Here is a 25,779-nt window from a genome sequence, read left to right on the forward strand (position 1 = left end):
ACGCTTCGCTTTGCCCACCCTACGGCAGCGGTTGGTGAGGCGACTAGCCGGGCCGGTACGCTCCGGTCACGGGGTCACGCTTCAGCGTCTGGATATTCCCCATATGGGCGGCCTCGGCGATGCGCGAGAGGCGCATCTCCTCCAGTTCCTGGTTGATCCGGAGTGCGGTCTTGTAGGCCCAGCGGACCACGGCAAGCCCACCCAGGACGCCCGCAAATGCAACGAACGGCGGCATCGGTCGATCCTTGTTCAATGCTCAGCCCCCACACGCATATTCGCGCACTCCGGGCTGCGCCGCAATTGGCTCAGTCCGGACCAAATGGCGCGGGAGCGCCTCCGCCTAGAACCCGAATTTCGCCCAAATCGCCCGCGTCTCGACCGCCGAGATCAGCTCGTCCGGCAGACCGGCCATTGATTCCATGGCCGAAAGCTGGCCCGCGCCGGGCGATTTCCGCCCCAACAGACCGGACAGCAGACCGGTCGGCTGCGCGATCACAGGGGTGAGAACCTTGTCGCCATAGCGGGCACGAAGAGTTGAGCGGATATCGCCGATGCCATCGGCCAAGCCGAGCGCGATCGACGTCTCACCGGCCCAGTACTCGCCGGTGAACAGGGTGTCGTCCGCGCCCTTCAGCCGCGCGCCGCGGCTTTCCTTCACCAGCGCGATGAAGATCTGGTGGATCTCGCGCTGAAGCGCCTTGAGCTTGGCGACGTCGTCGGGGTTTTCGGGCAGGAACGGATCGAGCATCGCCTTGTGGGCGCCGGCCGTGTAGAGCCGGCGCTCGATGCCGAGCCGCTTGATCGCCTCCTGAAAACCGAAGCTGCCACCGACCACGCCGATCGAGCCGAGGATCGAGGACGGGTCGCAGAAGATCTCGTCGCCGGCGCAGGCGATCATGTAGCCGCCGGAGGCTGCGACGTCCTCGACGAACACCAGCACCGGCAGCTTCTTCTCCGCCGCGAGTTGCTTGATGCGCAGATAGATCTGGCGCGACTGCACCGGCGAGCCGCCGGGCGAATTGATCACCAGCGCCACCGCCTTGGCGTTGCGGACCGAAAAGGCCCGCTCCAGCACCCGGGCGACGCCCGCGAGCGACATGCCCGGGCGCAGCGGGGTCACCGCGCCGATCACGCCGGACAGCCGCACCACCGGCACCACAGCCGTGCCCGGGCGGAAGCGCGCCGGCAGATATTGCATGAGCTTGTCGGCCCAGCCGGAATTTTTGCGATCGTTCAATTGTTCGGCCATGCCGTTACCTCTGATTAACCAATTCTTATCACGCGACTGTCATTGAAAGTGCCTGGAACGTGTTTTGCAGAATCCCCGTTGGGAAGCTGCAATAAGGCAGCGGAGGAAGCGACATGAAGATCTATCTGCTGTTGATGCTGATCGGCGCGCTTTTCACGGCGATCCGCGTTACGTCCCAGCCGGAACAGCAGTCGGAATCGCTTCCGCAGTAAGTCGTCACGGCTCCGCCAGCGGCAAGACCGCTCTCCCCTCCAGAATATTCCTCACCTCTTTTTTAGGCACGCGTGACTCATCATTGAGCATGAGGCCTGGCAGCAATCGCAGCGGCGCCCGGCCACCCTTGACGGCGCGCACCAGCACACGGATCGCAGGCCTTCCCGCTTCGCCATGAACCGGCAGGATCGACACGCTGCCGAAGCCGCGTGACAGCGCTGCCAAAACCTCCGCGACACCATCCGCACGCCAGATCAGGGTCAGCACGCCGTTCGATCGCAGCAGGCGTCGCGCGGCATGCACCCAGGCCTGCAGCGTTTCCTCGGTCGCGACATGCGCGGTGTGGCGCGCCTGGTCCGGCGAACCACGGTGCCGCGTGGCATCGTTGAAAGGCGGGTTCATCAACACGCAGTCGACGCTGTCGGGCATGAGCCCATGTGCCGCAAACGCCTGCGCATCCGCCGTGACGTCGAGCACAATCACCGCCGCGGCAATCGCATTCGCGGCCGCATTGGTGCGCGCGAGCCCGGCCAGTTCCGGATCGATCTCGACGAGGCCAAGATCGATCCCGGCCACGCGCCGGGCCAGCGCCAGCCCGGCCGTGCCAATGCCGGCGCCGAGATCGACCACACGGTCGCCAGCGCGGGCTTCGGTCGCAGCCGCAAGCAGAATCGCATCGTGCCCGGCGCGGTGGCCGGATCGCTTCTGCCGCAGGAGCAACTGCCCGCCGAGAAAGGCGTCCTCGGTGATATCTGTGACGACGTCAATCATCGCCGCGCAGTTCGTGGCTGAGCCCGGCCTCGGTCAGGAGTTGCCGGGCCTCGATGGCGTCGTCCTCATGGACCAGGATCCGCCGCGGCAGGACGCCGAGCGAGCCTTCGATGATGCTCATGTTCTGGTCCAGCACCAGGTGATGGATGTTGGCGCCGTCCAGCAGCGCGCCGATCGCCGACACCAGCACGATATCGTTGGTCCGAACCAGTTCACGCAAACGAGCCTCCTGCCCGAAAGGGGTTAAGCTGCAAATGTCAATGGTTCCACAGGCCTTGCCGCATCCCCGTCCAGTTTCTATTGTCTTTCCATCAGAATAGCCCCTCCGGGGCAAATATTGGAGACCGGCGTGGCCGTCATCGTACCTTTCGAAACCCCCGGCGCGTCGATCGAAGAGCTGGTTGCCCTTGTCGCCCCCGATATGGAGCGCGTCAACGCCACGATCCTGTCGCGGACGGGCTCCGATGTGACCATGATCCCGGAAGTGGCCAACCATCTGATCTCCTCCGGCGGCAAGCGCCTGCGCCCGATGCTGACGCTCGCCATGGCCAATCTGGCCGGCTACACCGGCGACGGCCACATCAAGCTGGCGGCCTCCGTCGAGTTCATGCACACCGCGACCCTGCTCCACGACGACGTCGTCGACGAGAGCGAGATGCGCCGTGGCAAGCTCTCGGCGCGCATGCTCTGGGGCAATGAGGCCAGCGTGCTGGTCGGCGACTTCCTGCTCGGCCAGGCCTTCCGCATGATGGTCGAGGTCGGCTCGCTGCGCGCGCTGGACATCCTTTCCGCGGCCGCCGCCACCATTGCCGAGGGCGAGGTGATGCAGCTCGCCGCCGCCAAGAACACCGCGACCACCGAGGACGAATATCTCGCCGTGATCCGCGGCAAGACGGCCGAACTGTTCGCAGCCGCCTGCGAGGTCGGCCCTGTCATCGCCAACCGCCCGAAGGCCGAGCAGACCGCCTGCCGCTCGGTCGGCATGAATCTCGGTATCGCCTTCCAGCTCGTCGACGACGTGCTCGATTATGGCGGCAAGAGTGCAAAACTCGGCAAGAACACCGGCGACGACTTCCGCGAAGGCAAGATCACCCTTCCCGTCGTGCTCGCCTTCCGCCGCGGCAACGACACCGAGCGCGCGTTCTGGATCAGGGCGCTCGAGCGCGGCGAGATCGGCGACAGCGACCTCGATCATGCCATCGGCCTGATGAACAAGCACCGCGCGCTCGAGGACACAATCAGCCGCGCCCACCACTACGGCGCCATGGCCGTCGACGCGCTGGCGCTGTTCCCGTCCTCACCGATGAAGAGCGCGCTGGAGCAGGTCGTGGCGTTCTGCCTGGCACGGTCGCATTAGGGCGCGATCGTCCTCTCTGTCTCTTCCGTACCGCTATCGGTCCCGTCATCCTGAGGTGCTCGCGCAGCGAGCCTCGAAGGATGCACGGCCGCGATACATCTGGGCCGTCGCCCTTCGAGGCTCGCTGTGCTCGCGCCTCAGGGTGACGGGGTTAGATTGCACTCGCAAATGACGGAGTACAGCGCACGACCGCGCTCTCCCTCCCGTGTCCCGGACGCGCTGCAGCGTGAAACGCTGCTGCGCTGAGCCGGGACCCAAGCGACATCCAGCGATCAACAATCTGGGCCCCGGCTCTGCAGCGCACCGCTGAAGGAGCGCTGCGCCGCGTCCGGGGCACAGCGGCAGCCAGTAACTTGCATTTTGCAAGCCACTCACCTACCTTCCCGGCATGCAGCCAAAATCCCCCTCGATCCTGGAATGCCCGGTCGGCCGCGCCGTGGAGACGGTCGGCGAGTGGTGGAGCATCTTGATCCTGCGGGATGCGTTTCAGGGCGCGACGCGGTTCGACGAGTTCGAGCGCAATCTCGGCATCGCGCCCAACATCCTGTCGCGGCGTCTCGCCCATCTCACCAAGACCGGCATGTTCGTCCGCCGCCGCTACCAGGAGCGGCCGCCGCGTCACGAATATGTGCTGACGGACAAGGCGCGGGATTTCTTCCCCGTGATCGCCACGCTGCTCGCCTGGGGCAACAAGCATCTCGCGCCGAAGGGCGAATCCATCCTGCTGGCGAACCGGGACGATCGCCGGCCGCTCGATCCGGTCGTGGTCGATGCCGCCGACAGGCAGCCGATCACGCTCGCCAACGCGGTGGTGATCGCGGGCCCCGGCGCGAGCCGCCTGATGCGACGGCGGCTCATTTCGCTCAAAGCCATGAACCCGGCGGTCGCGCCGGCTGGAGACTGACATGCGTCGTATCGTCGTGACGGGAATGGGCGCGGTGTCGCCGCTCGGCTGTGGTGTCGAATTGTCCTGGCGCCGGCTGCTCGCCGGACAGAGCGGGTTGCGCCCGTTGCCCCAATGGTCGCAGGCGCTGCCCGCCCGCATTGCGGGTCTCGTGCCCGACAAGGCCGATGACGCCGATGGCGGCTTCGATCCGGCAGAGGCCGCCGCACCAAAAGATCAGCGCAAGATGGACCGCTTCATCCTGTTCGCGCTGCTCGCCACCGCAGAAGCGGTCGCGCAGGCCAAATGGACGCCGCAGGATGCGGCATCGCTGGAGCGGACCGCGACCATCATCGGCTCCGGCGTCGGCGGCTTCCCTGCGATGGCGGAAGCGGTGCGCATCACCGAGCAGCGCGGCGCGCGCCGGCTCTCACCATTCACGATCCCCTCGTTCCTCGCCAATCTCGCCGCCGGCCACGTCTCGATCAAATACGGCTACAAGGGCGCGCTGGGCACGCCGGTCACGGCGTGTGCCGCTGGCGTACAGGCCATCGGCGATGCGGCGCGCATGATCCGCGCCGGCGAGGTCGATGTCGCGATCTGCGGCGGTGCGGAAGCCTGCATCGACATCGTCAGCCTCGGCGGCTTTGCCGCAGCCCGCGCGCTGTCGAGCGGATTCAACGACGAGCCCACGCGCGCCTCGCGCCCGTTCGATCGCGACCGCGACGGTTTTGTGATGGGCGAAGGCGCGGGCATTCTCGTGATCGAGGAACTGGAACATGCGCTTGCGCGCGGCGCCACGCCGATCGCCGAGATTGTCGGGTACGGCACCACCGCGGATGCCTATCACATGACGTCGGGGCCGCCCGATGGCGACGGCGCCCGCCGCGCGATGGAGATCGCGCTGCGGCAGGCGAACCTTGCACCGGCGGATCTGCAGCACCTCAACGCGCATGCGACGTCGACACCGGCCGGCGACGAGAGCGAGCTCGGCGCGATCGGGGCGCTGTTCGGCCGCAGCCGCTCCATTGCGGTGAGCGCGACCAAATCGGCCACCGGTCATCTGCTCGGCGCCGCCGGCGGGCTGGAGGCGATCTTTACCGTGCTCGCCTTGCGCGACCAGATCGCGCCGCCGACGCTCAATTTTGAAAACCCGGACGGACACGCTGACGGCATCGACATCGTCGCAGGCAGCGCACGGCCGATGCCCATGCTCAACGCCATCTCCAACGGCTTCGGCTTCGGCGGGGTGAATGCCAGCGCGATCTTCCGCCGCATGGGCTGACGGCAGGCCTTGCAATCGCGGCGCGCTGCGCTACCAAACTGGCATGATTGATACGAACCTCTGGCTGTTCCTCGCAGCCGCTCTCGTCATCGCCGCCGTCCCCGGCCCCGGCATCTTTTATGTCGCGGCGCGAACCTTGTCGGAAGGGCGCGCCAGCGGCTTTGCCTCGACCGCCGGCACGGCGCTGGGCGGATTGGTCCATGTCGTCGCGGGCAGTCTCGGCATTTCCGCGATCATCCTGGCGAGCGCCGAGCTATTCGCCGTCGTGAAGTTCGTTGGCGCGCTGTATCTGGTCTGGCTCGGCATCAAGACCTTTCGCAGTGCCGGCCGGACGCTATCGCTCGCGAGCGAGCCCGTCGGCGACAAGCGCGCGTTCCGTGACGGCGTGCTGGTCGAGGCGTTGAACCCCAAGACCGCGGCGTTCTTCCTCGCCTTCATTCCGCAATTCCTCGATCCCGCGGGAGCGAGCCCGACGCTGCAATTCATCGCGCTCGGCGCCATCTCGGTGACACTGAACACGCTCGCCGATGTCGTCGTGGTGCTGATGGCGTCCGCGACCCGCACGCAGTTGATCGGTCGGCCACATCTGATGCGCCGCCTCACGCAGGGCTCCGGCGTCTTCATTGCCGGCCTCGGCGTCTCGCTCGCGCTGGCCCGGCGACCGGTGAATGGATAGCAAAATGGAACGAGACCGACGATGACATCACGGGTCGAAACGCTGACGCCGCCGAACACACCCAAACCGATCGGGCCCTATAACCACATCGCCAAGGTCGGTGAGAACATCTGGATCGGCGGGACCGCGGGCTTTGATCCGGCAACAGGACAATTGGCCGGCTCCGACGTCGGCTCTCAGACGCGGCAAATCTTCAAATCGTTCGCGGTCATGCTGGAGGCGGTCGACTCGGACCTCAACCATGTCACTCACATCAACGTGTTTCTCCAGCAGATGTCGGACTTCGATGCGATGAACGCGGCCTATGTCGAGATGATGGGAGAGCACAGACCCGCGCGCACGGTGTTTTCTGTCCGCGAGCTGCCAAAGCCCGGCGTGTTGCTGACCATGAACCTGACGGCCGTGACGCGATAGGCGGCTTGAAAAGAGAAAGGGGCCGAAGCCCCTTTCCCGGATTTCACCACTGATGCCAGTGGTGCCAATGATGCCAGCGGTGCCAGCGCCAGCCGTCGCCCCAATGATGGTGCCAGCCGTAACCACCCCAATAATGCGGGTGATAATAGCCGCCGCCGTAATAATGGCGGTGCCAGCAATGGCCCCATTCGTTGCAGATGTAGCCGGCCGGAACGACGCCCGACGCACCGGGGACGTCGATCGGCTGCGCCGATGCTGCTCCGGTGGACAAGGCGACACCACCGAGAGCGGCGAGGCCGACGAACGCAGAAACGAGTTTCATGATTTTCACCTCCTAACATTCGTTGGAGGCGGTGAACGACGAGCGCGTTCGGTGGCTTACGAAGGTTTAACGCCGATGAACAAGCTGTCCGATCCGTCATGACTTGCCGAGATGTAACGCGCGCAATTCGAACGAGGCATCGCCAAGAGCTCACCCATTGATGTTGCGATGGAGGGTTCGATGAAGATGATGTCCTGGTCGCGTTATCACCTCCTGCCAAATTCGTTGTCGCGTGCCGCGCGCGCTGCGAAGCTATTCAAGATCCGGCAACGCAACCGCTGGGCGTATCAGCCGACGCCCACCCGGCCCGGCACCGAAGCCGGCATGACCGCGCGCTTGCTTGTCGAATGACCGGCAGCAGGCTAGTTCAATGCAGTCTTACCCGGTAGTCGAGGAACGCGGCCAGATGCTCGCCCCGCAAAGTCGCAATTACGAGTCCCACGGACTGCGCCTGCATTACGCCGACTGGGGCAACGAGAGCGCATCGCCACTCATCCTGGTACATGGCGGCCGCGATCATTGCCGGAGCTGGGATGCCATCGCGCGCTCGTTGCAGCCGCACTTCCATGTGATCGCGCCCGATCTGCGTGGCCACGGCGATTCCGACTGGACCAAGGGCGGCAGCTACGCGCTGACGGAGTATGTCTACGATCTCGCCCAGCTCGTCCGCAGCATCGCAGCGCCTCACGTGACGCTCATCGGCCATTCCATGGGTGGCATGGTGAGCCTGATCTTTTCAGGCGCATTCCCCGAGCAGGTCACCAAGCTCGTCGTTCTCGACGGCGTGACGATGCTGCCTGATGCGCCAAAGCCCCCGACGCATGAGCGCATCGGCAAGTGGGTCAGCCAGCTCGACAGGCTGCACGATCGCACGCCGCGGCGCTATGCGACCCTCGAGGACGCGGCCGCGCAGATGGTGCTTCACAACAGGCGCCTCGCCCGCGACCTCGCGCTGCACCTTGCCACGCACGGCGCGCGCCGGAACGAGGACGGCACCTATAGCTGGAAGTTTGATCCCTACCAGCGCGCCTCCGCGCCGCATCGGCTGTGGCCGGACGACCACGTCGCGCTGTGGTCGCGCATCACGTGCCCGACGTTGCTATTGAATGCGGGCGAAAGCTTTCTCGCCGGCGCCCGCGCCGCGGGCCTGGAACGCTATTTCCAGCAGGCGCGCATCGCGACCATCGCCGGCGCCGGGCACTGGTTGCAGCACGACAAGCCGGAGGAGGTGCTGGGTGAGATCCGGCAGTTTCTCGGGCTTGAGAGCGTCGGCTAGCGACGCTGGCGTAGGGTGGGCAAAGCGAAGCGTGCCCGCCACATGATGATGGTGGGCACGGCGCTAGCGCGCCTTTGCCCACCCTACGGCAGCTGCGCCTAGCTCAACGTCCCCGCATGCACCCACCAGCCGGGATGGTCGCGCCGGATCTTTTCGGCGGCAGCGTGCGCATCATTCGCCGCACCGTAGATCGCAAAACAGGTCGCGCCCGAGCCGGACATCCGCGCGAGCTTGACGCCGGCGGACGAGCGCAAAGCGCCCAGCACGTCACCGATGACGGGTTCGATGCGCAGTGCAGGGGCTTCGAGGTCGTTGGCGACGGTTTCGAGAACCTCGACCCAATCCGAAATCGAGCCGCCCTGCTCCGGCCAGGCCGGAGCTTCCAGCACATCGGTCGGGCCAACCAGCAATTCGCCGTTGCGCAGGCCCAACTCCCTGAACACGTCCTTGGTCGCGACCGGCACGCGCGGATTGACCATCACGCAAGGCATGCTCGGCAACGCCAGCGGCAGCAGCTGCTCGCCGACGCCGGTCATGTCGCAGGCCCGAGAGAACAGGCACACCGGAACGTCGGCCCCGGTCGCAAGCGCGACCTGCTGCAGGCGGGGATCATCGAGCGGGAGATCGTTGAGGCGCGCGAGAAGACGCAGCGCCGCCGCCGCATCGGCCGAGCCGCCGCCGATACCGGCTGCCACCGGCAGGACCTTGTCGAGCGCGAAGGCGCCGAGCTTCAAATTCGGCACCGCGTCCGCCAGCAGCTTGGCGGCCTTGAACACGAGATTGTCTGATGTTTCGCCGCAGGCCGCGGCGAGCGGCCCCGTGGTCGCAAGCCTGAGCTCGCCCCCCGGCTCCAGCGTGAGCCGGTCGGCACAATCGGCAAACGCAACCACGCTTTCGAGATCATGATAGCCGTCGGCACGACGGCCGACCACGCGAAGGCTCAGATTGACCTTCGCGCGCCCTTCTTCAACCAACGCCGGCATCGGCGATACGCCCCCAGTCACTCAGTTAGCCGCCCTTGCCGTCGTCCTTCTTCTTGTCCGCCTGCGCGGCCGAAGAGTTCGAATTGTCTTCCGTCATGCCATTGGCGATCTTGGCCTCGATTTTCGGCAGATCGTCCGGCTCGGGCTTGAGATCGCGGGCATGCGCCCACTGGAATTTTGCTTCCAGCGTGCGGCCGACGCGCCAATAGGCGTCGCCGAGATGGTCGTTGATGGTGGGATCCTCGGGCTTGAGGTCGATCGCGCGCTCGAGGTTCTTCACCGCCTCTTCGTAGTTGCCGATACGGTAATAGGCCCAGCCGAGGGAATCGACGATGTAGCCGTCGTCGGGACGCTGCTCGACGGCACGCTTGATCATCTTCATGCCTTCGTCGAGGTTCACGCCCTGGTCGATCCAGGAATAGCCGAGATAGTTGAGGACATGCGGCTGGTCGGGCTGCAGCTCGAGCGCCTTCTTCATGTCGGCTTCGGCCTTGCCCCACTCCTTGGTGCGCTCCTCGCAAATGCCGCGGTAGTAGTACCAGACGCTGTTGGCCTTGTCGTTGCCGGCCGGCAATACGTCGATGCCCCGCGAATAGGTCGCGCCGCAGTCGGCGAACTTCTTGCGGCCGCGCTCGAGATTGCCGAGCGCCATGATGGCTTCGAGATCCTTGGAGTCCTCGGCGGTCACGCCCTTGAGGATCTTGATCGCCTCGTCGGTGCGGTCGGCGGAATCCAGATCGATGGCGAGCTGGATCTGCGCATTGCGCTTCAGAGGCGAAGACGATGGCACGCGCTCATAGATCTTGATCGCCATCTGCGGCCGCTTCACGGATTCATAGAGGTCGGCGAGCGAGAGCAGGGCCAGCGGATGCGTGGGCTGCAGATAGAGCGCGAGCTGGAGATAGACCAGCGCCAGATCCTCGCCGCCGCGGCGGGTCAGCGTGGCGCCGATGCCGTAGAGCGCCTCGGCAGCACCAGCCTGCGCGGAATCGACCAGCGACGGCAGCTTCTTGCCGGCCTTGGTCTCGCGGAGGCCCTCCACGATCAGCGGATGACGGGCGAGCTTCTTGTCGAAGGCTTCATAAATCGCGGTCGCCGAAGCCGCGTCCTTGTTGCGCGACAGCCAGCGCGCATAGGCCTCGCTGACGCGCAGCATGGAATCGTCGAGCTTGTAGGCGCGCTCGAAACGGACGCCCGCGTCCTTCTCCTTGCCGGCGTTCTCGAGGATCATGCCGGCATGCAGGTCCTTGAACAGCGGATACCATTCCGGGCCCGCCAGCTTGTCGATGGTCGCGACCGCGCCCTTGGCATCGCCCGCACCGTAGGCGGCCCAGCCGGACAGCAGCGTTGCGACGAGATCGGTGATCGGCCCGCGAATCGACTGGTTGATGTTGCTTTGCGCGCTCGGATATTTCTTCAGCTTCAAATCATGCACGCCGACCACGAGGCGCGCGACGCGATTGGTCTTGTCGATGGTGAGGATGCGCTCGGCGAGCTTGACCGCTTCGTCGATGTCGCCGTCGCCGACCGAGGCGATGAAGGCGCGGTCGAGCAGCTCGTTGTTCTTGGGGTCGGTCCGCAGCGCGGAGCGGTAGAAGGCGGCGGCCGAGGTCGCGTCGCGCTCGACGCTGGCGTGACGGGCGGCGAGATAGCTGCCGGCGGTGGTGAGCGACTTCAGATCGTTTCGGGTCGGAAACTGCGCCGCCGTGTCGGCCGGATGATCCGGCGTCTGCGCCAGCACTCCGCCAGGGACCGCCACGATCGCGGAGCCGGCAAGGGCGATGACAGCAGCAGTCCAGCGGTTGAAACGATTTGAAAACATCAGGGCTCGCCTTGAGTTGGTAGTGCCTGGGTTTGAAGCAAAAGGCCGTCTCGCACGCGAACGCGGCCGGCAACATGGGACCCGGAACCGTCGGGTCCGGACAATGCCGCTTTTGGCGCTTCACCGCAAGGATTCGGACCGGGCATCCCCTCCGCACGCCCCAAATCGGCCAAGTAACCGTTCGCGTGACGGTCAAGTGCCCCAAGACGCCGCTACTATGGCCTTATCGTGGCCGCGGCGGGTGGCCGCAGCCGGGTCCTCACGCGAACGTGCGCTACATCACCCTTCGGACCTATTTGGTCACCCGGCGCGCCCTTACATCGCCTCGTAGTTCGGACCGCCGCCGCCCTCCGGAGGAACCCAGGTGATATTGCCGTTGGGGTCCTTCACGTCGCAGGTTTTGCAGTGGACGCAGTTCTGGGCGTTGATCTGGAAGCGCGGGCTCGCGCCTTCCTCGACCCACTCATAGACACCGGCCGGGCAATAGCGGTTCGACGGACCGGCGAAGACGTCATGCTCGGACATCTTCTGCAGGTTCATGTCCGCGACCCGGAGATGGATCGGCTGATCTTCCTCGTGATTGGTGTTGGACAGGAACACCGAGGACAGCTTGTCGAACGAGATCTTGCCGTCGGGCTTCGGATAGTTCCTGGGCGCGTGTTGCTTGGCTGGATCGAGCGTCGAGCGATCGGGCTTCGCATGCGACTGCGTGCCGAACAGCGAGGTACCGAACAGCGTGTTGAACCACATGTCGAAGCCGCCGAGCGCGACGCCGAGCACGGTGCCGAACTTCGACCACAGCGGCTTGACGTTGCGGACCAGGAACAGGTCCTTGCCGACCGGCGAGGATCGCCACGCATTCTCGTAGTCGACGATCTCGTCGTTGGCGCGATCGGCCGCGAGCGCGGCCGCGACATTCTCAGCCGCGAGCATGCCGGTGCCCATCGCGTTGTGCACGCCCTTGATGCGCGGCACGTTGACGAAGCCGGCCGCACAGCCGACCAGCGCGCCGCCGGGGAACGTCAGCTTCGGCACCGACTGATAGCCGCCTTCGGTGATGGCACGCGCGCCATAGGCAAGCCGCTTGGCCCCTTCGAAGGTGCCGCGGATCGAGGGATGGGTCTTGAAGCGCTGGAATTCGTCGAACGGTGACAGATACGGATCGTCGTAGTTCAAATGCACGACGAAGCCGACGGCGACCAGATTGTCGTCGTAATGGTAGAGGAACGAGCCACCTCCGGTCTTCAGGTCGAGCGGCCAGCCGAACGAATGCTGGATCAGGCCCTTCTGGTGCTTGGCGGGATCGATCTGCCAGACTTCCTTGAGGCCGATGCCGAACTTCGCCGGTTCGCTCTTGGCATCGAGCGCGAACTTGGCGATCAGCTGCTTGGTCAGGCTGCCACGTGCGCCTTCGGCGAACAGCGTGTACTTGCCGAGCAGCTCCATGCCGCGGGTGAAGGAGTCCTTCGGCTTGCCGTCGCGGCCGATGCCCATGTCGCCGGTGGCGATGCCCTTCACGGCGCCCTTTTCGTCATAGAGCACTTCGGCGGCGGCAAAGCCCGGATAGATCTCGACGCCGAGCGCCTCGGCCTTGCGCGCCAGCCAGCGGCAGACATTGCCGAGCGAGCCGATATAGCAGTGATGGTTGTCCATCAGCGGCGGCATGATGAAGTTCGGCAGCTTGATCGCGCCGCCCGCCGTCATCCAGTAGAAGCGGTCGTCCTTGACCTGCGTCTTCAGCGGGCAGTCGGAATCCTCGCGCCAGTCCGGGATCAGCTTGTCGAGCCCGGCCGGATCGATCACGGCGCCGGAGAGAATGTGCGCACCGACCTCGGAGCCCTTCTCCACCACGACGACGTTGAGATCGGCATTGATCTGCTTCAGCCGGATCGCCGCGGCCAGGCCCGAGGGGCCGGCGCCGACGATGACGACGTCGAATTCCATGGATTCGCGCGGGGGAAGTTCTTCGGTGCTCATCTGATCTCAGCCCTTGAGACGGTTCCTTGTCATTTGCGCTCCCTTGTTTCCGATTTTTCCGGGTAGGACAACCACGGAAATGCGTTCCGCTGGGATGCAAGGCGCCTTAAGATGAACTAATAGTCTGACTTTCCAAATGATCCCCGAGCCCGCACCCACCGTCCGAGAGCTTCTCGCCTTCTATCTGGAGGCCGGTGTCGACTGCGCGCTCGCCGAGGAACCGGTCGACCGCCTGGCGGAATTAGACGCTCCGCCGCCGGCCCCGCGCGCGGCGCCGGTCGAGACACCGCGGCCTGTCGCCGCGCCTGCGGTGATGCGTGGCGAGGCGGCACCGGCGCCCGACGTCGCCATTGCTTCGGCCCGCGAGGCCGCGCGCACCGCGCCGACGCTCGAGGCCTTGCGCGAGCTGATGCAGAACTTCGAGGGCTGCGCGCTCAAGCACACTGCGACCCGGCTGGTGTTCGCCGACGGCAATCCGCAGGCACGCATCATGTTCGTCGGCGAGGCACCGGGCCGTGACGAGGACATCGAGGGACTGCCGTTCGTGGGACGCAGCGGCAAGCTGCTCGATTTGATGATCGGCGCCATAGGCCTCAACCGCACCACGGCCTACATCACCAACGTCATTCCCTGGCGGCCGCCCGGCAACCGCACGCCGACGCCGCAGGAGACGCAGATCTGCCTGCCCTTCATCCAGCGCCATATCGAGCTGGTGAATCCCGACCTGCTGGTGACGCTCGGCAATCCCTCGACGCAGACGCTGCTCTCGACCCGCGAGGGCATCATGCGGACACGCGGACGCTGGTTCGACTACGACACGGGCCAACGCACCATCCGCGCGCTGCCGACCTTCCACCCGGCCTATCTGTTGCGCTCGCCGTCCTACAAGCGGCTCGCGTGGCAGGATCTGCGGGCGATCGCGAAGGTGCTGGCGGGATAGATCTCGTAGGGTGGGCAAAGCGGAGCGTGCCCACCACCTCTATCGTTGCGACCGATAGGCTTGACGTGGGCACGGCGCTTTTGCGCCTTTGCCCACCCTACGGTTTCAGCGTTTGTCGCTACGTCCCCTTCGGCCGGACGATGGCCCAGCCGACGCGCAACAATCCCTGACGGCCATTGACCAGCCATTCGAAGGCACGCGGCACTTCCGGCACGATGCCGGGAAAGCGCGCGAGGATTTCGGGTGGCGGGGTGCCGGCGGTATCCGAGGCGCGCCAGACCACGACGCCGCCGCTCTCGCTGAATTTTGCCTGTGACATCCACGGCGTCCGCGCGGGCGCGGCATCGATGAACAGATGCGGCCGGCCGGAGTGCAGCGCGATCAGGCTCGCAAGCTCGGTTTCACCTGCGACCGCGCGCAGGCGATGGTTGGTGCGGCGGGCAAAGCTGTCATCGAAGAAGTCCGAGATCGCGCGCCCCGGCATCGAGGTCGCGATCTCGCCGGTGCCGCTCCAGGGCAGGAACAACACGGCCAGCACGACGCCGGCCGCCGGAGCCGCGATCGCCACCAGCCATACCGTGCGCAGCATCCGTGCGCGGCGCATCGCAATGAGATCGCCGGCCACGACGACCATGGCGAGGCCCGACATGACCAGCACCACGCCGGCGCCGCCGACGACGGCCTCGAGCCCGAACAGGCCGGAGATCAGGACCGCACCGAGCGCCGGCGCGAGCGCAAAGAAATAGACGAAGTTGCGCGCGAGCGGCTCGACCGGCGGCCGGTAAATGATCGGCGCCTCTTCGCTCTTGCCGGCGAACAGGGACGTGTTGAGGAAGGTGAGCACCGGGACCGCGACTGCGCCGAGCACAAGACCCCCGAGCAGCCAGGCGGCGTGGAGCGCGCGGGCACTGAGGTCGGTCACGTGCGGCAGGGCCGGCAGCACAAGGGTCTCGGCCCGCATCAGCCAGACGGCATAGGGCAGCGCCAGCACGGCAACGACGACGAGAGCGAACAGCGGATCGAGTGCGCGCAACGTCCGGCGGCCGCCGGCGGTCGCGAGCGCGAAGATGACGAGCAATGCGAGCAGGAAGATCGCGGCCGGTGTGGTCAGCAGCAACAGGCCCGCCTCGATCGACCAGGCGAACCAGGCATTGCCGCGGCGCTGACCGATGATCTGCCAGGAATGCAGCAGCAACAGCGTCCAGAGCGGACGCGCCAGCACAAGGGGGCCGAAGTCGAGCGCAGACGAGGAGAAAGCCAGCACCGTCATGGTCAGGAGCACGGCGAGCACCGCCTGCTGGGTGCCGACCACGGCGCGCGCCAGGTGATAGAGCGCAATGAAGGTCGCGATCTCGCAGAGCTCGGCGAGCACATAGACGCCGAACATGTGACCGCCGGCGGCACGATAGGCGATATCGGCGAGCCAGACCGACAGCGGCGGACCGAGATCAGTGCCGACCTGGTACTCCCTGCCGAAGGCGAGCAGGGTCGCGAGGCTGCCGGGCGGGCTGCGGTAGAACAAAAGCGCCACCAGCAGCCACATCGCGGCCTGCGCGAGCACGGCAATCCAGACGATCAGCCGCGGCCGGGCGCGAATGAGCTCGATGACCAGGGAGGTAAACCGCATGCAACGCCCGCAAGATGCAGCCAACCCGTCCAGCCGGCCCTATTCGCTCAGGTGTATTTTGATAATGGGCGCCGTGCGTCGTGGCAACGACAGTCTAGCTTAAAGGCCTGCCGAAGCATCGATTTCAACTGCGGTCTCCACCTGCACCTCGACGTCGGCGACCTCGAACAGGTCCCGCACCGGTTCGACGGTCCAGGGCATGTGCTTGGCGCGGGCGGCCGCGACGGGAGCGAAGAAGCTGCGGTGGTGGATGGTGGGGCCGAGGCGATCGAGCGCGTCGAGATGCTCCGGCACGCCGTAGCCCTTGTGCTGCTCGAAACCGTAGCCCGGGCAGTCCTGCGCCAGCGCGCACATCAGCCGGTCGCGCGTCACCTTGGCGACGATGGAGGCGGCGGCAATCGACAGCACGATGCCGTCGCCGCCGATCACCGCCTCGCAGTCGCAAGGTGTGTCGAGCCGGTCGCGGCCGTCGACGAAGACATGCTTCGGCGCCTCGGGCAGCGCCACCACGGCGCGCTTCAGCGCCCAGAGCGAGGCGCGCAGGATGTTGTCGCGGTCGATCCGCGCGGGCGAGGCAACGGCGACCGAGACTTGTGCAGTCGCGCAGATCTTGGCGAAAAGCGTCTCCCGCTCCTCCGCCGTCAGCCGCTTGGAATCGTCGATGCCGCGCGGAATGCGGTCGGGATCGAGAATCACCGCGGCCGCCACCACCGGACCGGCCAGCGGCCCGCGGCCGGCCTCGTCGCAGCCGGCGATCGGCCAGATGCCGCGCTTGATCAGCGCGCGCTCGCGGCGGAAGCTTGCCTTCGCTGGCTTGGCCTTGACTGGCTTTTTGGCGGACTTGTCCCGAATCATGGTCGGGATCGTGCGCAAGCCGCCTCGCCCGCGCAACCGGGAACCCCAGACAATTCCCGTTATTCAGGCGGGTCGCCCTACTCGGCCAGATGCACCCGCCGGTCGTCGCCGACCTCGATGCCGGGGGCGACGACGACCTCCCAGGGATGGCCGTCGGGATCGGCAAAATAGCCGGAATAGCCGCCGTAATCGGTCTCGTGCGCGGCCTTCAGCAGCGTCGCGCCCTTACGAAGCGCAAACGCCAGCACCGCATCGACCTCCTCGCGCGAAGCACAGTTCCAGGCCAGGGTCATGCCGCGGAAGGTCGTTGGCCTCGGATCGTCCGGCAATTTGGCGTCGGCGGCGAGCTGGTCCCAGGGAAACAGGCCGAGCACCGGACCACCGGTGTCGAAGAACGCAACGGCCTCGCCCGTCGCCTTCAGCCGGCGCGCAAACCCGAGCGCGTCATAGAAGGCGATGCTGGCGCGGATGTCGTTGACGCCAAGCGTGATCACCGTGAGCCGCGGTACCGGAGCCGGCAGTTCCTTGCTCATCACACACCTCATACGCTCCGCGCCTCAGAACAGGCTGAGCTGCTCGCCGTTCTGCTTTGGCCGGGCAAAATGATCCGTGGTCAGCTTCGAGCGGCGCTTGTTGAGCCCGAGCCGGTCGCAGGCGATCTCGAAGCGGCGGCCGATGGTCCAGGCCATTGGCCCGGTGCCCTTCATCCGCTCGCCCCATTTGGCATCGTAGTCGCGGCCGCCGCGCATATCGCGGATCAGCGTGAAGACGTGGCGATAGCGGTCCGGATAGTTCGCCATCAGCCATTCGCGGAAGAGATCGCGCACCTCGAGCGGCAACCGCAGCAGCACGTAGGAGGCTTCCTTGACGCCGGCATGGGCGGCGGCATCGAGGATGCGCTCGATCTCGGAATCGTTCAGCGCGGGGATCACCGGCGCCACCATCACGGTGGTGGGAATGCCGGCCTCCGAGAGCTGCTTCAGCGCCTCCAGCCGCTTCGGCGGCGTCGAGGCGCGCGGCTCCATGGTGCGCGCGAGCTTTGGGTCGAGCGAGGTCACCGAGATCGCGACCTTGGCGAGATTGCGCTTGGCCATCGCTGCGAGAATGTCGATGTCGCGCACGACCAGCGCGGACTTGGTGACGATGCCGACGGGATGGCCGGTGCGTTCCAGCACCTCCAGGATGCCGCGCATGATTTTGCGCTCGCGCTCGATCGGCTGATAGGGATCGGTGTTGGTGCCGATCGCGATCATCCGCGGCTCGTAGCCTGAGGCCGCGAGCTCCTTCTCGAGCAGCGCCGGCGCCTCGGGCTTGACGAACAGCTTTGACTCGAAATCGAGCCCCGGCGACAGGCCGAGATAGGCGTGCGTCGGCCGCGCGAAGCAATAGACGCAGCCGTGCTCGCAGCCACGATAGGGATTGATCGAGCGATCGAAGCCGATGTCGGGCGACTCGTTGCGGGTGATCACCTTGCGCGAGGTGTCGACGCCGACCGTCGTCTTGAACGGCGGCAGCTCTTCCAGGCTCTGCCAGCCGTCGTCGAAGGCGACGCGCGCTTCGGCCTCAAAGCGGCCGCTGGCATTGGATTGCGCGCCACGCCCTCGCCTGCGTTGCTTGTCGATGGCGACCGCAAGTTCGGGGAAATCAGAAGGCGCACCCGCCGGCTCGGAGGGCGCCGTGACCGGCGGGTGCTTGAGAGCAGAAGAAGAAGCTGGACTCATGAAGCCAAGATAGCATGCCAAAGGAACAAATCAAGAACAAGAATGAAAAACGCGAAAACAACCCCATGCACAGTAGCGCTGCCCAATCTTCACGCGCCGACCTTTGACCTCACGCAACACCGCGTGAGGCCGATCCCCGTTTGATGCGAGCAAGTATCAATTTTGGGATCGATCTCGCCGGAACTCGGTTGGTGACGATCCCGAGTGAAGGTCGTCAGGAATATGACAAATCAACAACAATCGTCCGCCGCGAGCAGCGACCTCGACCTGCTCGATCGCTACTGGCGTGCCGCGAACTATCTCTCCGTCGGGCAAATCTATCTGCTCGATAATCCGCTGCTGCGCGAGCCGTTGCGGCCCGAGCACATCAAGCCGCGCCTGCTCGGCCATTGGGGCACGACGCCCGGGCTGAACTTCATCTACGCCCACCTCAACCGCGTCATCCGCGAGCAGGATCTCAGCGTGCTCTATGTCTGCGGTCCCGGCCATGGCGGCCCGGGCATGGTCGCCAACACCTATCTGGAAGGCAGCTACAGCGAGATCTATCCAAACATCCCGCGCGATGCGGACGGATTGCGAAAGCTCTTCAGGCAGTTCTCCTTTCCCGGTGGCATTCCGAGCCACGCGGCGCCGGAGACGCCGGGCTCGATCCACGAAGGCGGCGAGCTCGGCTACGCGCTGGTGCACGCCTATGGCGCGGCCTTCGACAATCCCGACCTCATCGTCGCCTGCGTCGTCGGCGATGGCGAGGCCGAGACCGGTCCGCTCGCGGCGTCCTGGCATTCCAACAAGTTCCTGAACCCAACCCATGACGGCGCGGTGCTGCCGATTCTCCACCTCAATGGCTACAAGATCGCCAATCCGACCGTGCTCGGCCGGATGCCCGACGGCGAAATCCGCGATCTCTTCCACGGGTTCGGCCACGAGCCGCTGTTCGTCGAGGGCGACGATCCCAAATTGATGCACCAGGCCATGGCGGACGCGCTCGACGTCGCGCTCGCCAGCATCCGCTCGATCCAGCAGCAGGCCCGCGACGGGCGGACGAGCGTGGAGCGGCCGCGCTGGCCGATGATCGTGCTGCGCAGCCCGAAGGGCTGGACCGGCCCGAAGGAGGTCGACGGCAAGAAGGTCGAAGGGTTTTGGCGCGCGCATCAGGTGCCGGTCGCGAGCTGTCGCGAGAACCCGGCGCATCTGAAGATTCTCGAAGACTGGATGCGCAGCTACGAGCCGAACAAACTGTTCGACGCCAATGGCGCGCTGATCCCGGAGCTAAGGGCGATCGCGCCCGAAGGCAATCGCCGCATGGGCGCCAATCCCCATGCCAATGGCGGGCTGCTCAAGAAGGAACTGAAGCTGCCGGACTTCCGCAGCTTTGCCGTCGACGTGCCACAGCCAGGCTCCGTAACGGGCGAAGCAACGCGCGAGCTCGGCAAATTCCTGCGCGATGTCATCCGCCTCAACGCCGAGGACCGCAACTTCCGCCTCATGGGCCCGGACGAGACCGCGTCAAACCGGCTCGATGCGGTGTTCGACGCCACCGAACGGGTCTGGATGGAGCCGATCGAACCTTATGACGTGCATCTGGCGCAGGACGGCCGCGTGATGGAGGTCTTGAGCGAGCATCTCTGCCAGGGCTGGCTCGAGGGCTATCTGCTCACCGGACGCCACGGCTTCTTCTCCTGCTACGAGGCCTTCATCCACATCGTGGACTCCATGTTCAACCAGCACGCCAAATGGCTGAAGGTGACGCGGCATCTGCCGTGGCGGCGGCCGATCGCCTCGCTGAACTATCTCCTGACCTCGCATGTCTGGCGGCAGGATCACAACGGCTTCAGCCATCAGGATCCCGGCTTCGTCGATCTCGTCGCCAACAAGAAGGCCGACATCGTCCGCATCTACTTCCCGCCGGATGCCAACACGCTGCTGTGGATCGCCGACCACTGCCTGCGCACCTACAACCGCATCAACGTCATCGTCGCCGGCAAGCAGCCGGCGCCGCAATGGCTGTCGATGCAGGAGGCCGCGACGCATTGCGATGCGGGCATCGGCATCTGGCCCTGGGCCGGCAACGAGGACGCGAATGGCGAGCCCGATGTGGTGATGGCCTGCGCCGGCGACGTCCCGACGCTCGAGACGCTCGCCGCCGTCGACCTGCTGCGCAAGGCGCTGCCGGACCTGAAGATCCGCGTCGTCAACGTCGTCGACCTGATGACGCTGCAGCCGAAGGAGCAGCATCCGCATGGCCTCAGCGATCGCGATTTCGACAGCCTGTTCACGCGCGATAAGCCTGTCATCTTCGCCTATCACGGCTATCCCTATCTGATCCACCGCCTCACCTATAACCGCACCAACCATGCCGGCATGCATGTGCGCGGTTTCGCCGAGGAAGGCACCACGACGACGCCGTTCGACATGGTCGTGCTCAACGGGCTCGACCGCTATCATCTCGCGATCGAGGCGATCGAGCGCGTGCCTGATCTCGCGACCAAGGCCGCGCATGTGAAGCAGCGGTTCCGCGACGCGCTGCTCGAGCATGCGCGTTACGTGCGCGAGCACGGCGAGGACATGCCCGTGATCCGCGACTGGGTCTGGCCGGGCAAGGCGCGGTGATCTGATGACGGCGTCGGTCCTCGTCCTCAACGCAGGCTCCTCGAGCATCAAGTTCGGCCTGTTCGAGATCTCGGGCAGCGAGCCTGCCCTGCTCTGCAAGGGCCTGCTCGACGAGCACGAGGCGAAGCCGCGGCTCGTGGCCAGCAGTCCATCGGGCGAGACGCTGTTCGAAAAGCGGAGAGAAGCGTCGGATGCGGATGGTGGTCATCTGTTCGCGGACGTTATCGCCTTTATCGAGCACCGCTTTGGCGAAGGGTGCTTGCGCGCCGTGGGGCATCGCATCGTCCATGGCGGTCCGGATTACTCCGGCCCGATCGCGCTGACGGACGACGTCCAGGCGAAGCTGGAAGCCCTGACACCGCTGGCGCCGTTGCATCAGCCCCGTTGCCTGGCACCGGTCCGCGCCCTCCGGGCGATCCGTCCCCCGCTCACGCAGATCGCGTGCTTTGACACGGCGTTTCATCACAGCATGACGCCCCCCGCCAGCCGCTTCGCCATTCCTGGACGCTTTGAGGCGCGCGGCCTCCGACGCTACGGCTTTCACGGGCTCTCGTTCGAATATGTCGCAGGCCGGCTCGCAGCAATCGCACCGGAGCTCGCCGCCGGGCGCACCGTCATCGCCCATCTCGGCAATGGCGCCAGCCTCTGCGCGTTGCGCAACGGCCGCAGCATCGACACCACGATGGGACTGACGCCGCTCGACGGCCTCGTGATGGGCACGCGCTGCGGCACCATCGATCCCGGCGTGCTGCTCTATCTGCTCCAGCACGAGAGGATGACCACCGGGGATTTGCAGAATCTGCTCTATCACGAGTCCGGCCTGCTCGGCGTTTCCGGCATCTCTGCGGACATGCGCACGCTGCTGGCGAGCGGCGAGGCTTCGGCACGGGAAGCGGTCGATCTCTTCACTTTCCGTGCCGCGCAGGAGGTCGCGATGATGGCGAACACACTCGGTGGGCTCGACTGTCTCGTGTTCACGGGCGGCATCGGCGAGCACGCCACGGAGATTCGCAGCGCGATCAGCGAACGGCTCGCCTGGCTCGGCGTGCGCATCGATGCGGCCGCGAATGTCGAAGCGCGCGAGCGGATCAATGCCGGCGACAGCGCCGCGGATGTCTTCGTGATCCCGACCAACGAGGAACTGACGATCGCACGGCATTGCGTTGCGGTGCTGCAAGCTACGAGGACAGTATCGTAGGGTGGGCAAAGCGGAGCGTGCCCACGATCTTCCTCGTCATTCAGAAATCGTGGGCACGGCGCAAGGGCGCCTTTGCCCACCCTACGATACCGGACTCGTGGCGAGCACTCAGTGCCTCCCGGCAAAGATCTGGATGCAGCCAATCACCACTTCGATCACGATCAGCACCACCACCGCGATCTCGAGCCGTAGCGAGCGCTGGGTGTCGATGATGTCGGTCAGGGCATCGGCCGTTTCTGCGACGACCGTGAGCTTGCGCTCGAGCGTGTCGAGGCGTTCCTTCAGCTCGTACTCGTCTTCGAGACGCGCATAGAGGCGATCGAGCTGCGGTTTTTCCCAGAGCGCGTCGGGCTTTTCGGCCACCGCGACGCGGCCGGCGACGCGCTGCTGGACCAGCAGCGCATTGCCGATGAGCTGCAGGATGCCCCTGCGTCGTCGCGACGTCCGGCCTTTCTCGGCGAGCTCCCGCGCGAAGGGCTCGATGACGTCGAAGACCGCCGCGACGCGGCGTTCGTCGCGCGCCAGCGACGTGCTCTTGGCGAGCGCGTCCGCGATCAGCAGCAGCCGCTCGTCGGAAAATTTCGAGAGGTTGATCGGCCCGCCCGGCTGGATCGCCTCGGCATTTTCATCGTGGCAAAGCTGAGCCTGCGCGGTCTCCTCTTCGTGGGGGCTGAGCTCGCCAGTCACGCGGGACTTGAGACTGTCGAGCAGCACCTTCTCCTCCGAAGGCAGAAGGCCGATCAGCACCACGACACCGTAGCGGAAGATCACGGCGAGGCCGCCGTGGACCCGAAAGGCAGCCGGCGTCGAGGAGACCGTCGGCCCGATCTCGAGCCCCGATGGATTGATGCGTTCGCCCAGCATTACGGCGCGGATCCGCAAGGTCGGCGCGGCGGCCGGCTTCGGCGATGCGAGTGTTGCGGCAACAGGGAGTTGATCGGCGTTCATTGGACTTGATCCCGTTCTGCGCAACGGCGGCTGCAGGTTTTTCCCATCCGCACGGGAACAGCTGTCACCCGCGATATCGGCAGAGAAACGCCCTGCTTAAAGCTCGCGAAACCGATATTCGCCGAAACATTCGGCAATTTGGGCCCCCGCGCACGACATATTCGGCTGCGCCGGGCCCGCGCGAGTTTACCATCGCACGCCGAGGGCACAGCCGAAAAGTTGCACTCGGCACCGCAGCGTGTTTATGACAACATCATAACGAGTTACGCTTCTCCCGAATTGCGGACATCGAAGTCTCAATCATGCTGAGCGTCATCATTCCGACCGAAGGCGTCGAGCAGACCGCAGTCGCAACTCTGGCCGCGCTGGTCCCTGGTGCCGCCGCGGGCATCATCAAGGAAGTCCTGCTGGTCGACGGCACGAGCAACGGCGTCATTGCGCGCGTTGCAGACGTCGCCGGCTGCCGTTTCGTCGATTGCGAGGGCTCGACGCAAGGCGCGGCGCTAGCCGCCGGCGCGCGCGAGGCCCGTTCTCCCTGGCTGATGTTCCTTCCCGCCGGCGCGGTGCTGGACACCGGCTGGATCGAGGAGACCACCCAGTTCATCCAGGCCGTCGCGGCCAGCGGCCGGGATCGTGCAGCCGTGTTCCGTTATGCCCGCTCGCCTTACGCCGATACCGGCTTCCGCGACGTCCTGTGGTCCGTGGCGCGCAAGCTGGTCGGCCCCCTCGGCGATCAGGGGCTTTTGATCGCGCGCGATCATTATGACCGGATCGGCGGCTACCCGCCCCAGGCTCGCCGGTCCGAAGCCAGGCTGCTCAGGCGGCTCGGCCGCTCCTCCCGGACGATGCTGCGCAGCCGGATCGTCATGGTCGCATGAGGCCACCTAATACTTGCCAAAGTCAAATAATTACTTGACAATGGCAATTATTGAGGTGTCCCATGGCATTCGACGGTACCGACGACCAGATCGCAGCGGTTCGCGCCTTCAACCGCTTCTATACCCGCAAGCTCGGCGTGCTCGACCAGCATTTGGGAAACAGTCCGTTCTCGCTCAGCGAGGCCCGCGTGCTCTATGAGCTCGCGCATCGCGACGACCTTGCGGCCAAGGAGATCGGAACCGAGCTCGGCCTCGACCCCGGCTATCTCAGCCGCATCGTCCAAGGCTTCGACGAAAAGGGACTGATCACCCGGACGCCCCTGCCCGCGGATCGCAGGCAGTACCAGCTCAGCCTCACCGCCAAGGGCCGCCAGACCTTCGCCAAGCTGAGCCTGAGCTCGCAGAACGAAGTCGCCGCCATGCTGGCGCAGCTTTCCGCCGGCGATGCAACGCGGCTCACGCAGGCGATGGCGACCATCGAGACCGTGCTGGAGCATCGTCGAGACCAGCCCGCTTCCGTCGTGCTGCGCAGCCATCGCGTCGGTGACATGGGCTGGGTCATCTCCAAGCAAGCGGCCGCCTATGCCGCGGACTACAATTGGGACATCAGCTACGAGGCGCTGATCGCCGAGATCTGTGCCCAGTTCATCAAGAACTACGATGCCGCACGCGAGCACTGCTGGATCGCGGAAGTCGGCGGCGAGCCGGTCGGCTCGGTCTTCCTGGTCAAGGCCACGGACGAGATCGCAAAGCTCCGCCTGTTGCAGGTGGAGAAGAAAGCGCGTGGGCTTGGTGTCGGCCGCGCGCTGGTCGAGCAATGCATGCAGGGCGCGCGCGAGCGGGGCTATCGGAGGATGACGCTGTGGACGCAGAGCATCCTGGTCGCCGCACGCGGCATCTACAAGAGCGCCGGATTCGAGCTGGTCGCGACGAAGCCGCATCACAGTTTTGGGCACGATCTGGTTGGCGAGACCTGGGAGCGGGATCTTTAGCCAAGTTTGGCGCGCTGCGCATGAATGCGCCCTCTCCCTTTGCGGGAGAGGGCATCTCCGCTCGAAGACACGAACGCATCAGGGTGAGGGGTATCTCTCCGAGCACTCCGTGCCGATAGATACCCCTCATCCGGCGCTTCGCGCCACCTTCTCCCGCAAGGGGAGAAGGAAGAAGTTACACCGTCGCGCCCTGCGCTTTCGGCCGGCGCAGATGCTCATCCAGCCGCGGCATGATCTCGACGAAATTGCAGGGGCGCGTGCGGTAGTCGAGCTGCGCCGCGAGGATGCCGTCCCAGCCGTCGCGGCAGGCGCCGGGCGAACCGGGCAGGCAGAAAATGTAGGTCGCGCCGGTCACGCCCGCGGTGGCGCGGCTCTGGATCGTCGAGGTGCCGATCTTGGCGTGGCTCAGCATGTGGAAGGCGATCGAGAAACCATCCATCCGCTTCTCGAACAGCGGCTCGATCGCCTCCGGCGTGACGTCGCGCCCGGTGAAGCCGGTGCCGCCGGTGGTGATGACGACATCGACGCCGGCATCCGCAACCCAGCGGCGGATCACGGCGCGGATGGCCTCGACGTCATCGGTGACGATCTCGCGCGCGGCGAGATGATGGCCGGCCGCGGTGAGGCGATCGACCAGCGTCTGGCCGGACTTGTCGTCGGCGAGCGCACGGGTGTCGGAGACGGTGAGCACCGCGATGTTGAGCGGGATGAATTGCTTGCTTTCGTCGATGGAGGCCATTGCTCATTCCTCTCGTGTCCCGGACGCGCTGCAGCGTGAAACG

At 65.7% G+C, this 25,779-nt stretch carries 26 protein-coding genes; 12 read left to right on the top strand and 14 right to left on the bottom strand.

Annotated features, from left to right (window positions below; all coding sequences use genetic code 11):
- Positions 1-43: 43 nt before the first annotated feature.
- From QA645_RS33915 to QA645_RS33930, 4 genes are all read right to left on the bottom strand, one after another.
- A complete protein-coding gene (locus tag QA645_RS33915) occupies positions 44-235 on the bottom strand; it encodes a hypothetical protein (protein WP_283045579.1) in 192 nt (63 codons plus the stop codon).
- A gap of 105 nt (positions 236-340) precedes the next feature.
- A complete protein-coding gene (locus tag QA645_RS33920; RefSeq protein WP_254129367.1) occupies positions 341-1,249 on the bottom strand; it encodes a S49 family peptidase in 909 nt (302 codons plus the stop codon).
- Positions 1,250-1,465: 216 nt separating this feature from the next.
- A complete protein-coding gene (locus tag QA645_RS33925) occupies positions 1,466-2,233 on the bottom strand; it encodes a methyltransferase (RefSeq protein ID WP_283045581.1) in 768 nt (255 codons plus the stop codon).
- Complete coding sequence (locus tag QA645_RS33930; protein WP_027529147.1) at positions 2,226-2,453, bottom strand: DUF2007 domain-containing protein; 228 nt, start codon at positions 2,451-2,453, stop codon at positions 2,226-2,228. Before QA645_RS33930 ends, QA645_RS33925 begins: the two co-directional genes overlap by 8 nt.
- A 129-nt stretch (positions 2,454-2,582) precedes the next feature.
- Between QA645_RS33930 and QA645_RS33935 the strand changes: the two genes are divergently transcribed.
- The 5 genes from QA645_RS33935 (at position 2,583) to QA645_RS33955 (ending at position 6,848) form a co-directional block, all read left to right on the top strand.
- The gene (locus tag QA645_RS33935) at positions 2,583-3,590 is read left to right on the top strand and encodes a polyprenyl synthetase family protein (protein ID WP_008131473.1); all 1,008 of its coding nucleotides are present in this window, start codon (positions 2,583-2,585) and stop codon (positions 3,588-3,590) included.
- A gap of 388 nt (positions 3,591-3,978) precedes the next feature.
- Positions 3,979-4,494 carry a helix-turn-helix domain-containing protein gene (locus QA645_RS33940; protein WP_283045583.1) on the top strand — a complete coding sequence of 172 codons (516 nt, stop codon included), beginning with the start codon at positions 3,979-3,981 and terminating at the stop codon, positions 4,492-4,494.
- A gap of 1 nt (position 4,495) precedes the next feature.
- Entirely contained in the window at positions 4,496-5,758 is a 1,263-nt protein-coding gene (gene fabF / locus QA645_RS33945) for a beta-ketoacyl-ACP synthase II (protein ID WP_283045585.1), read from the top strand.
- 43 nt (positions 5,759-5,801) lie between these two features.
- Positions 5,802-6,434, top strand: coding sequence for a LysE family translocator (locus QA645_RS33950; RefSeq protein WP_254129363.1), 633 nt, complete (start codon positions 5,802-5,804; stop codon positions 6,432-6,434).
- Between the two features lie 21 nt (positions 6,435-6,455).
- Positions 6,456-6,848 (top strand): Rid family hydrolase, encoded by a 393-nt coding sequence (locus QA645_RS33955; protein WP_254129362.1) that lies wholly within the window; start codon positions 6,456-6,458, stop codon positions 6,846-6,848.
- A 43-nt stretch (positions 6,849-6,891) separates the two neighbouring features.
- On the opposite strand, the gene QA645_RS33960 is transcribed toward QA645_RS33955, so the two are convergent.
- Positions 6,892-7,170 (bottom strand): hypothetical protein, encoded by a 279-nt coding sequence (locus tag QA645_RS33960; RefSeq protein ID WP_254129361.1) that lies wholly within the window; start codon positions 7,168-7,170, stop codon positions 6,892-6,894.
- Between the two features lie 180 nt (positions 7,171-7,350).
- Here QA645_RS33960 and QA645_RS33965 point away from each other — a divergent pair, with 180 nt between their 5' ends.
- Both QA645_RS33965 and QA645_RS33970 read left to right on the top strand, forming a co-directional pair.
- Positions 7,351-7,521, top strand: a complete 171-nt coding sequence (locus QA645_RS33965) for a hypothetical protein (RefSeq protein WP_283045587.1) — start codon at positions 7,351-7,353, stop codon at positions 7,519-7,521.
- A 55-nt stretch (positions 7,522-7,576) separates the two neighbouring features.
- The gene (locus tag QA645_RS33970; RefSeq protein ID WP_283053462.1) at positions 7,577-8,446 is read left to right on the top strand and encodes an alpha/beta hydrolase; all 870 of its coding nucleotides are present in this window, start codon (positions 7,577-7,579) and stop codon (positions 8,444-8,446) included.
- Positions 8,447-8,544: 98 nt separating this feature from the next.
- On the opposite strand, the gene QA645_RS33975 is transcribed toward QA645_RS33970, so the two are convergent.
- From QA645_RS33975 to QA645_RS33985, 3 genes are all read right to left on the bottom strand, one after another.
- Positions 8,545-9,429 carry a 4-(cytidine 5'-diphospho)-2-C-methyl-D-erythritol kinase gene (locus QA645_RS33975; RefSeq protein ID WP_283045588.1) on the bottom strand — a complete coding sequence of 295 codons (885 nt, stop codon included), beginning with the start codon at positions 9,427-9,429 and terminating at the stop codon, positions 8,545-8,547.
- Positions 9,430-9,454: 25 nt separating this feature from the next.
- Positions 9,455-11,251, bottom strand: coding sequence for a tetratricopeptide repeat protein (locus QA645_RS33980; protein ID WP_283045589.1), 1,797 nt, complete (start codon positions 11,249-11,251; stop codon positions 9,455-9,457).
- A 315-nt stretch (positions 11,252-11,566) separates the two neighbouring features.
- Positions 11,567-13,228, bottom strand: coding sequence for an electron transfer flavoprotein-ubiquinone oxidoreductase (locus QA645_RS33985; RefSeq protein ID WP_283045590.1), 1,662 nt, complete (start codon positions 13,226-13,228; stop codon positions 11,567-11,569).
- 136 nt (positions 13,229-13,364) lie between these two features.
- On the opposite strand from QA645_RS33985, the gene QA645_RS33990 reads away from it, so the two are divergent.
- Positions 13,365-14,168, top strand: coding sequence for a uracil-DNA glycosylase (locus QA645_RS33990; protein WP_283045591.1), 804 nt, complete (start codon positions 13,365-13,367; stop codon positions 14,166-14,168).
- Positions 14,169-14,286: 118 nt separating this feature from the next.
- On the opposite strand, the gene QA645_RS33995 is transcribed toward QA645_RS33990, so the two are convergent.
- The 4 genes from QA645_RS33995 to QA645_RS34010 form a co-directional block, all read right to left on the bottom strand.
- Positions 14,287-15,795 (bottom strand): glycosyltransferase family 39 protein, encoded by a 1,509-nt coding sequence (locus QA645_RS33995; protein WP_283045592.1) that lies wholly within the window; start codon positions 15,793-15,795, stop codon positions 14,287-14,289.
- Between the two features lie 99 nt (positions 15,796-15,894).
- Positions 15,895-16,650 (bottom strand): ribonuclease HII, encoded by a 756-nt coding sequence (locus QA645_RS34000; protein WP_283045593.1) that lies wholly within the window; start codon positions 16,648-16,650, stop codon positions 15,895-15,897.
- 77 nt (positions 16,651-16,727) lie between these two features.
- Positions 16,728-17,183 carry a VOC family protein gene (locus QA645_RS34005; protein ID WP_254192319.1) on the bottom strand — a complete coding sequence of 152 codons (456 nt, stop codon included), beginning with the start codon at positions 17,181-17,183 and terminating at the stop codon, positions 16,728-16,730.
- Positions 17,184-17,207: 24 nt separating this feature from the next.
- Positions 17,208-18,371 carry a PA0069 family radical SAM protein gene (locus QA645_RS34010; protein ID WP_283045595.1) on the bottom strand — a complete coding sequence of 388 codons (1,164 nt, stop codon included), beginning with the start codon at positions 18,369-18,371 and terminating at the stop codon, positions 17,208-17,210.
- A 222-nt stretch (positions 18,372-18,593) separates the two neighbouring features.
- On the opposite strand from QA645_RS34010, the gene QA645_RS34015 reads away from it, so the two are divergent.
- Positions 18,594-20,981, top strand: a complete 2,388-nt coding sequence (locus QA645_RS34015) for a phosphoketolase family protein (protein ID WP_283045596.1) — start codon at positions 18,594-18,596, stop codon at positions 20,979-20,981.
- Positions 20,982-20,985: 4 nt separating this feature from the next.
- Positions 20,986-22,179 carry an acetate/propionate family kinase gene (locus tag QA645_RS34020; RefSeq protein WP_283045597.1) on the top strand — a complete coding sequence of 398 codons (1,194 nt, stop codon included), beginning with the start codon at positions 20,986-20,988 and terminating at the stop codon, positions 22,177-22,179.
- Between the two features lie 108 nt (positions 22,180-22,287).
- Here QA645_RS34020 and QA645_RS34025 read toward each other — a convergent pair whose 3' ends face one another.
- Entirely contained in the window at positions 22,288-23,127 is an 840-nt protein-coding gene (locus tag QA645_RS34025) for an RMD1 family protein (RefSeq protein WP_283045598.1), read from the bottom strand.
- Between the two features lie 302 nt (positions 23,128-23,429).
- On the opposite strand from QA645_RS34025, the gene QA645_RS34030 reads away from it, so the two are divergent.
- Together QA645_RS34030 and QA645_RS34035 are read left to right on the top strand one after the other, a co-directional pair.
- Positions 23,430-24,005, top strand: coding sequence for a glycosyltransferase (locus QA645_RS34030; protein WP_254129349.1), 576 nt, complete (start codon positions 23,430-23,432; stop codon positions 24,003-24,005).
- 62 nt (positions 24,006-24,067) lie between these two features.
- Entirely contained in the window at positions 24,068-24,997 is a 930-nt protein-coding gene (locus tag QA645_RS34035; RefSeq protein ID WP_283045600.1) for a helix-turn-helix domain-containing GNAT family N-acetyltransferase, read from the top strand.
- 175 nt (positions 24,998-25,172) lie between these two features.
- Here QA645_RS34035 and moaB read toward each other — a convergent pair whose 3' ends face one another.
- A complete protein-coding gene (gene moaB, locus QA645_RS34040) occupies positions 25,173-25,736 on the bottom strand; it encodes a molybdenum cofactor biosynthesis protein B (protein WP_200472616.1) in 564 nt (187 codons plus the stop codon).
- Between the last annotated feature and the right edge of the window lie 43 nt (positions 25,737-25,779).

This window comes from Bradyrhizobium sp. CIAT3101 (assembly GCF_029714945.1).
In the GTDB taxonomy this organism is placed as follows: Bacteria; Pseudomonadota; Alphaproteobacteria; order Rhizobiales; family Xanthobacteraceae; genus Bradyrhizobium.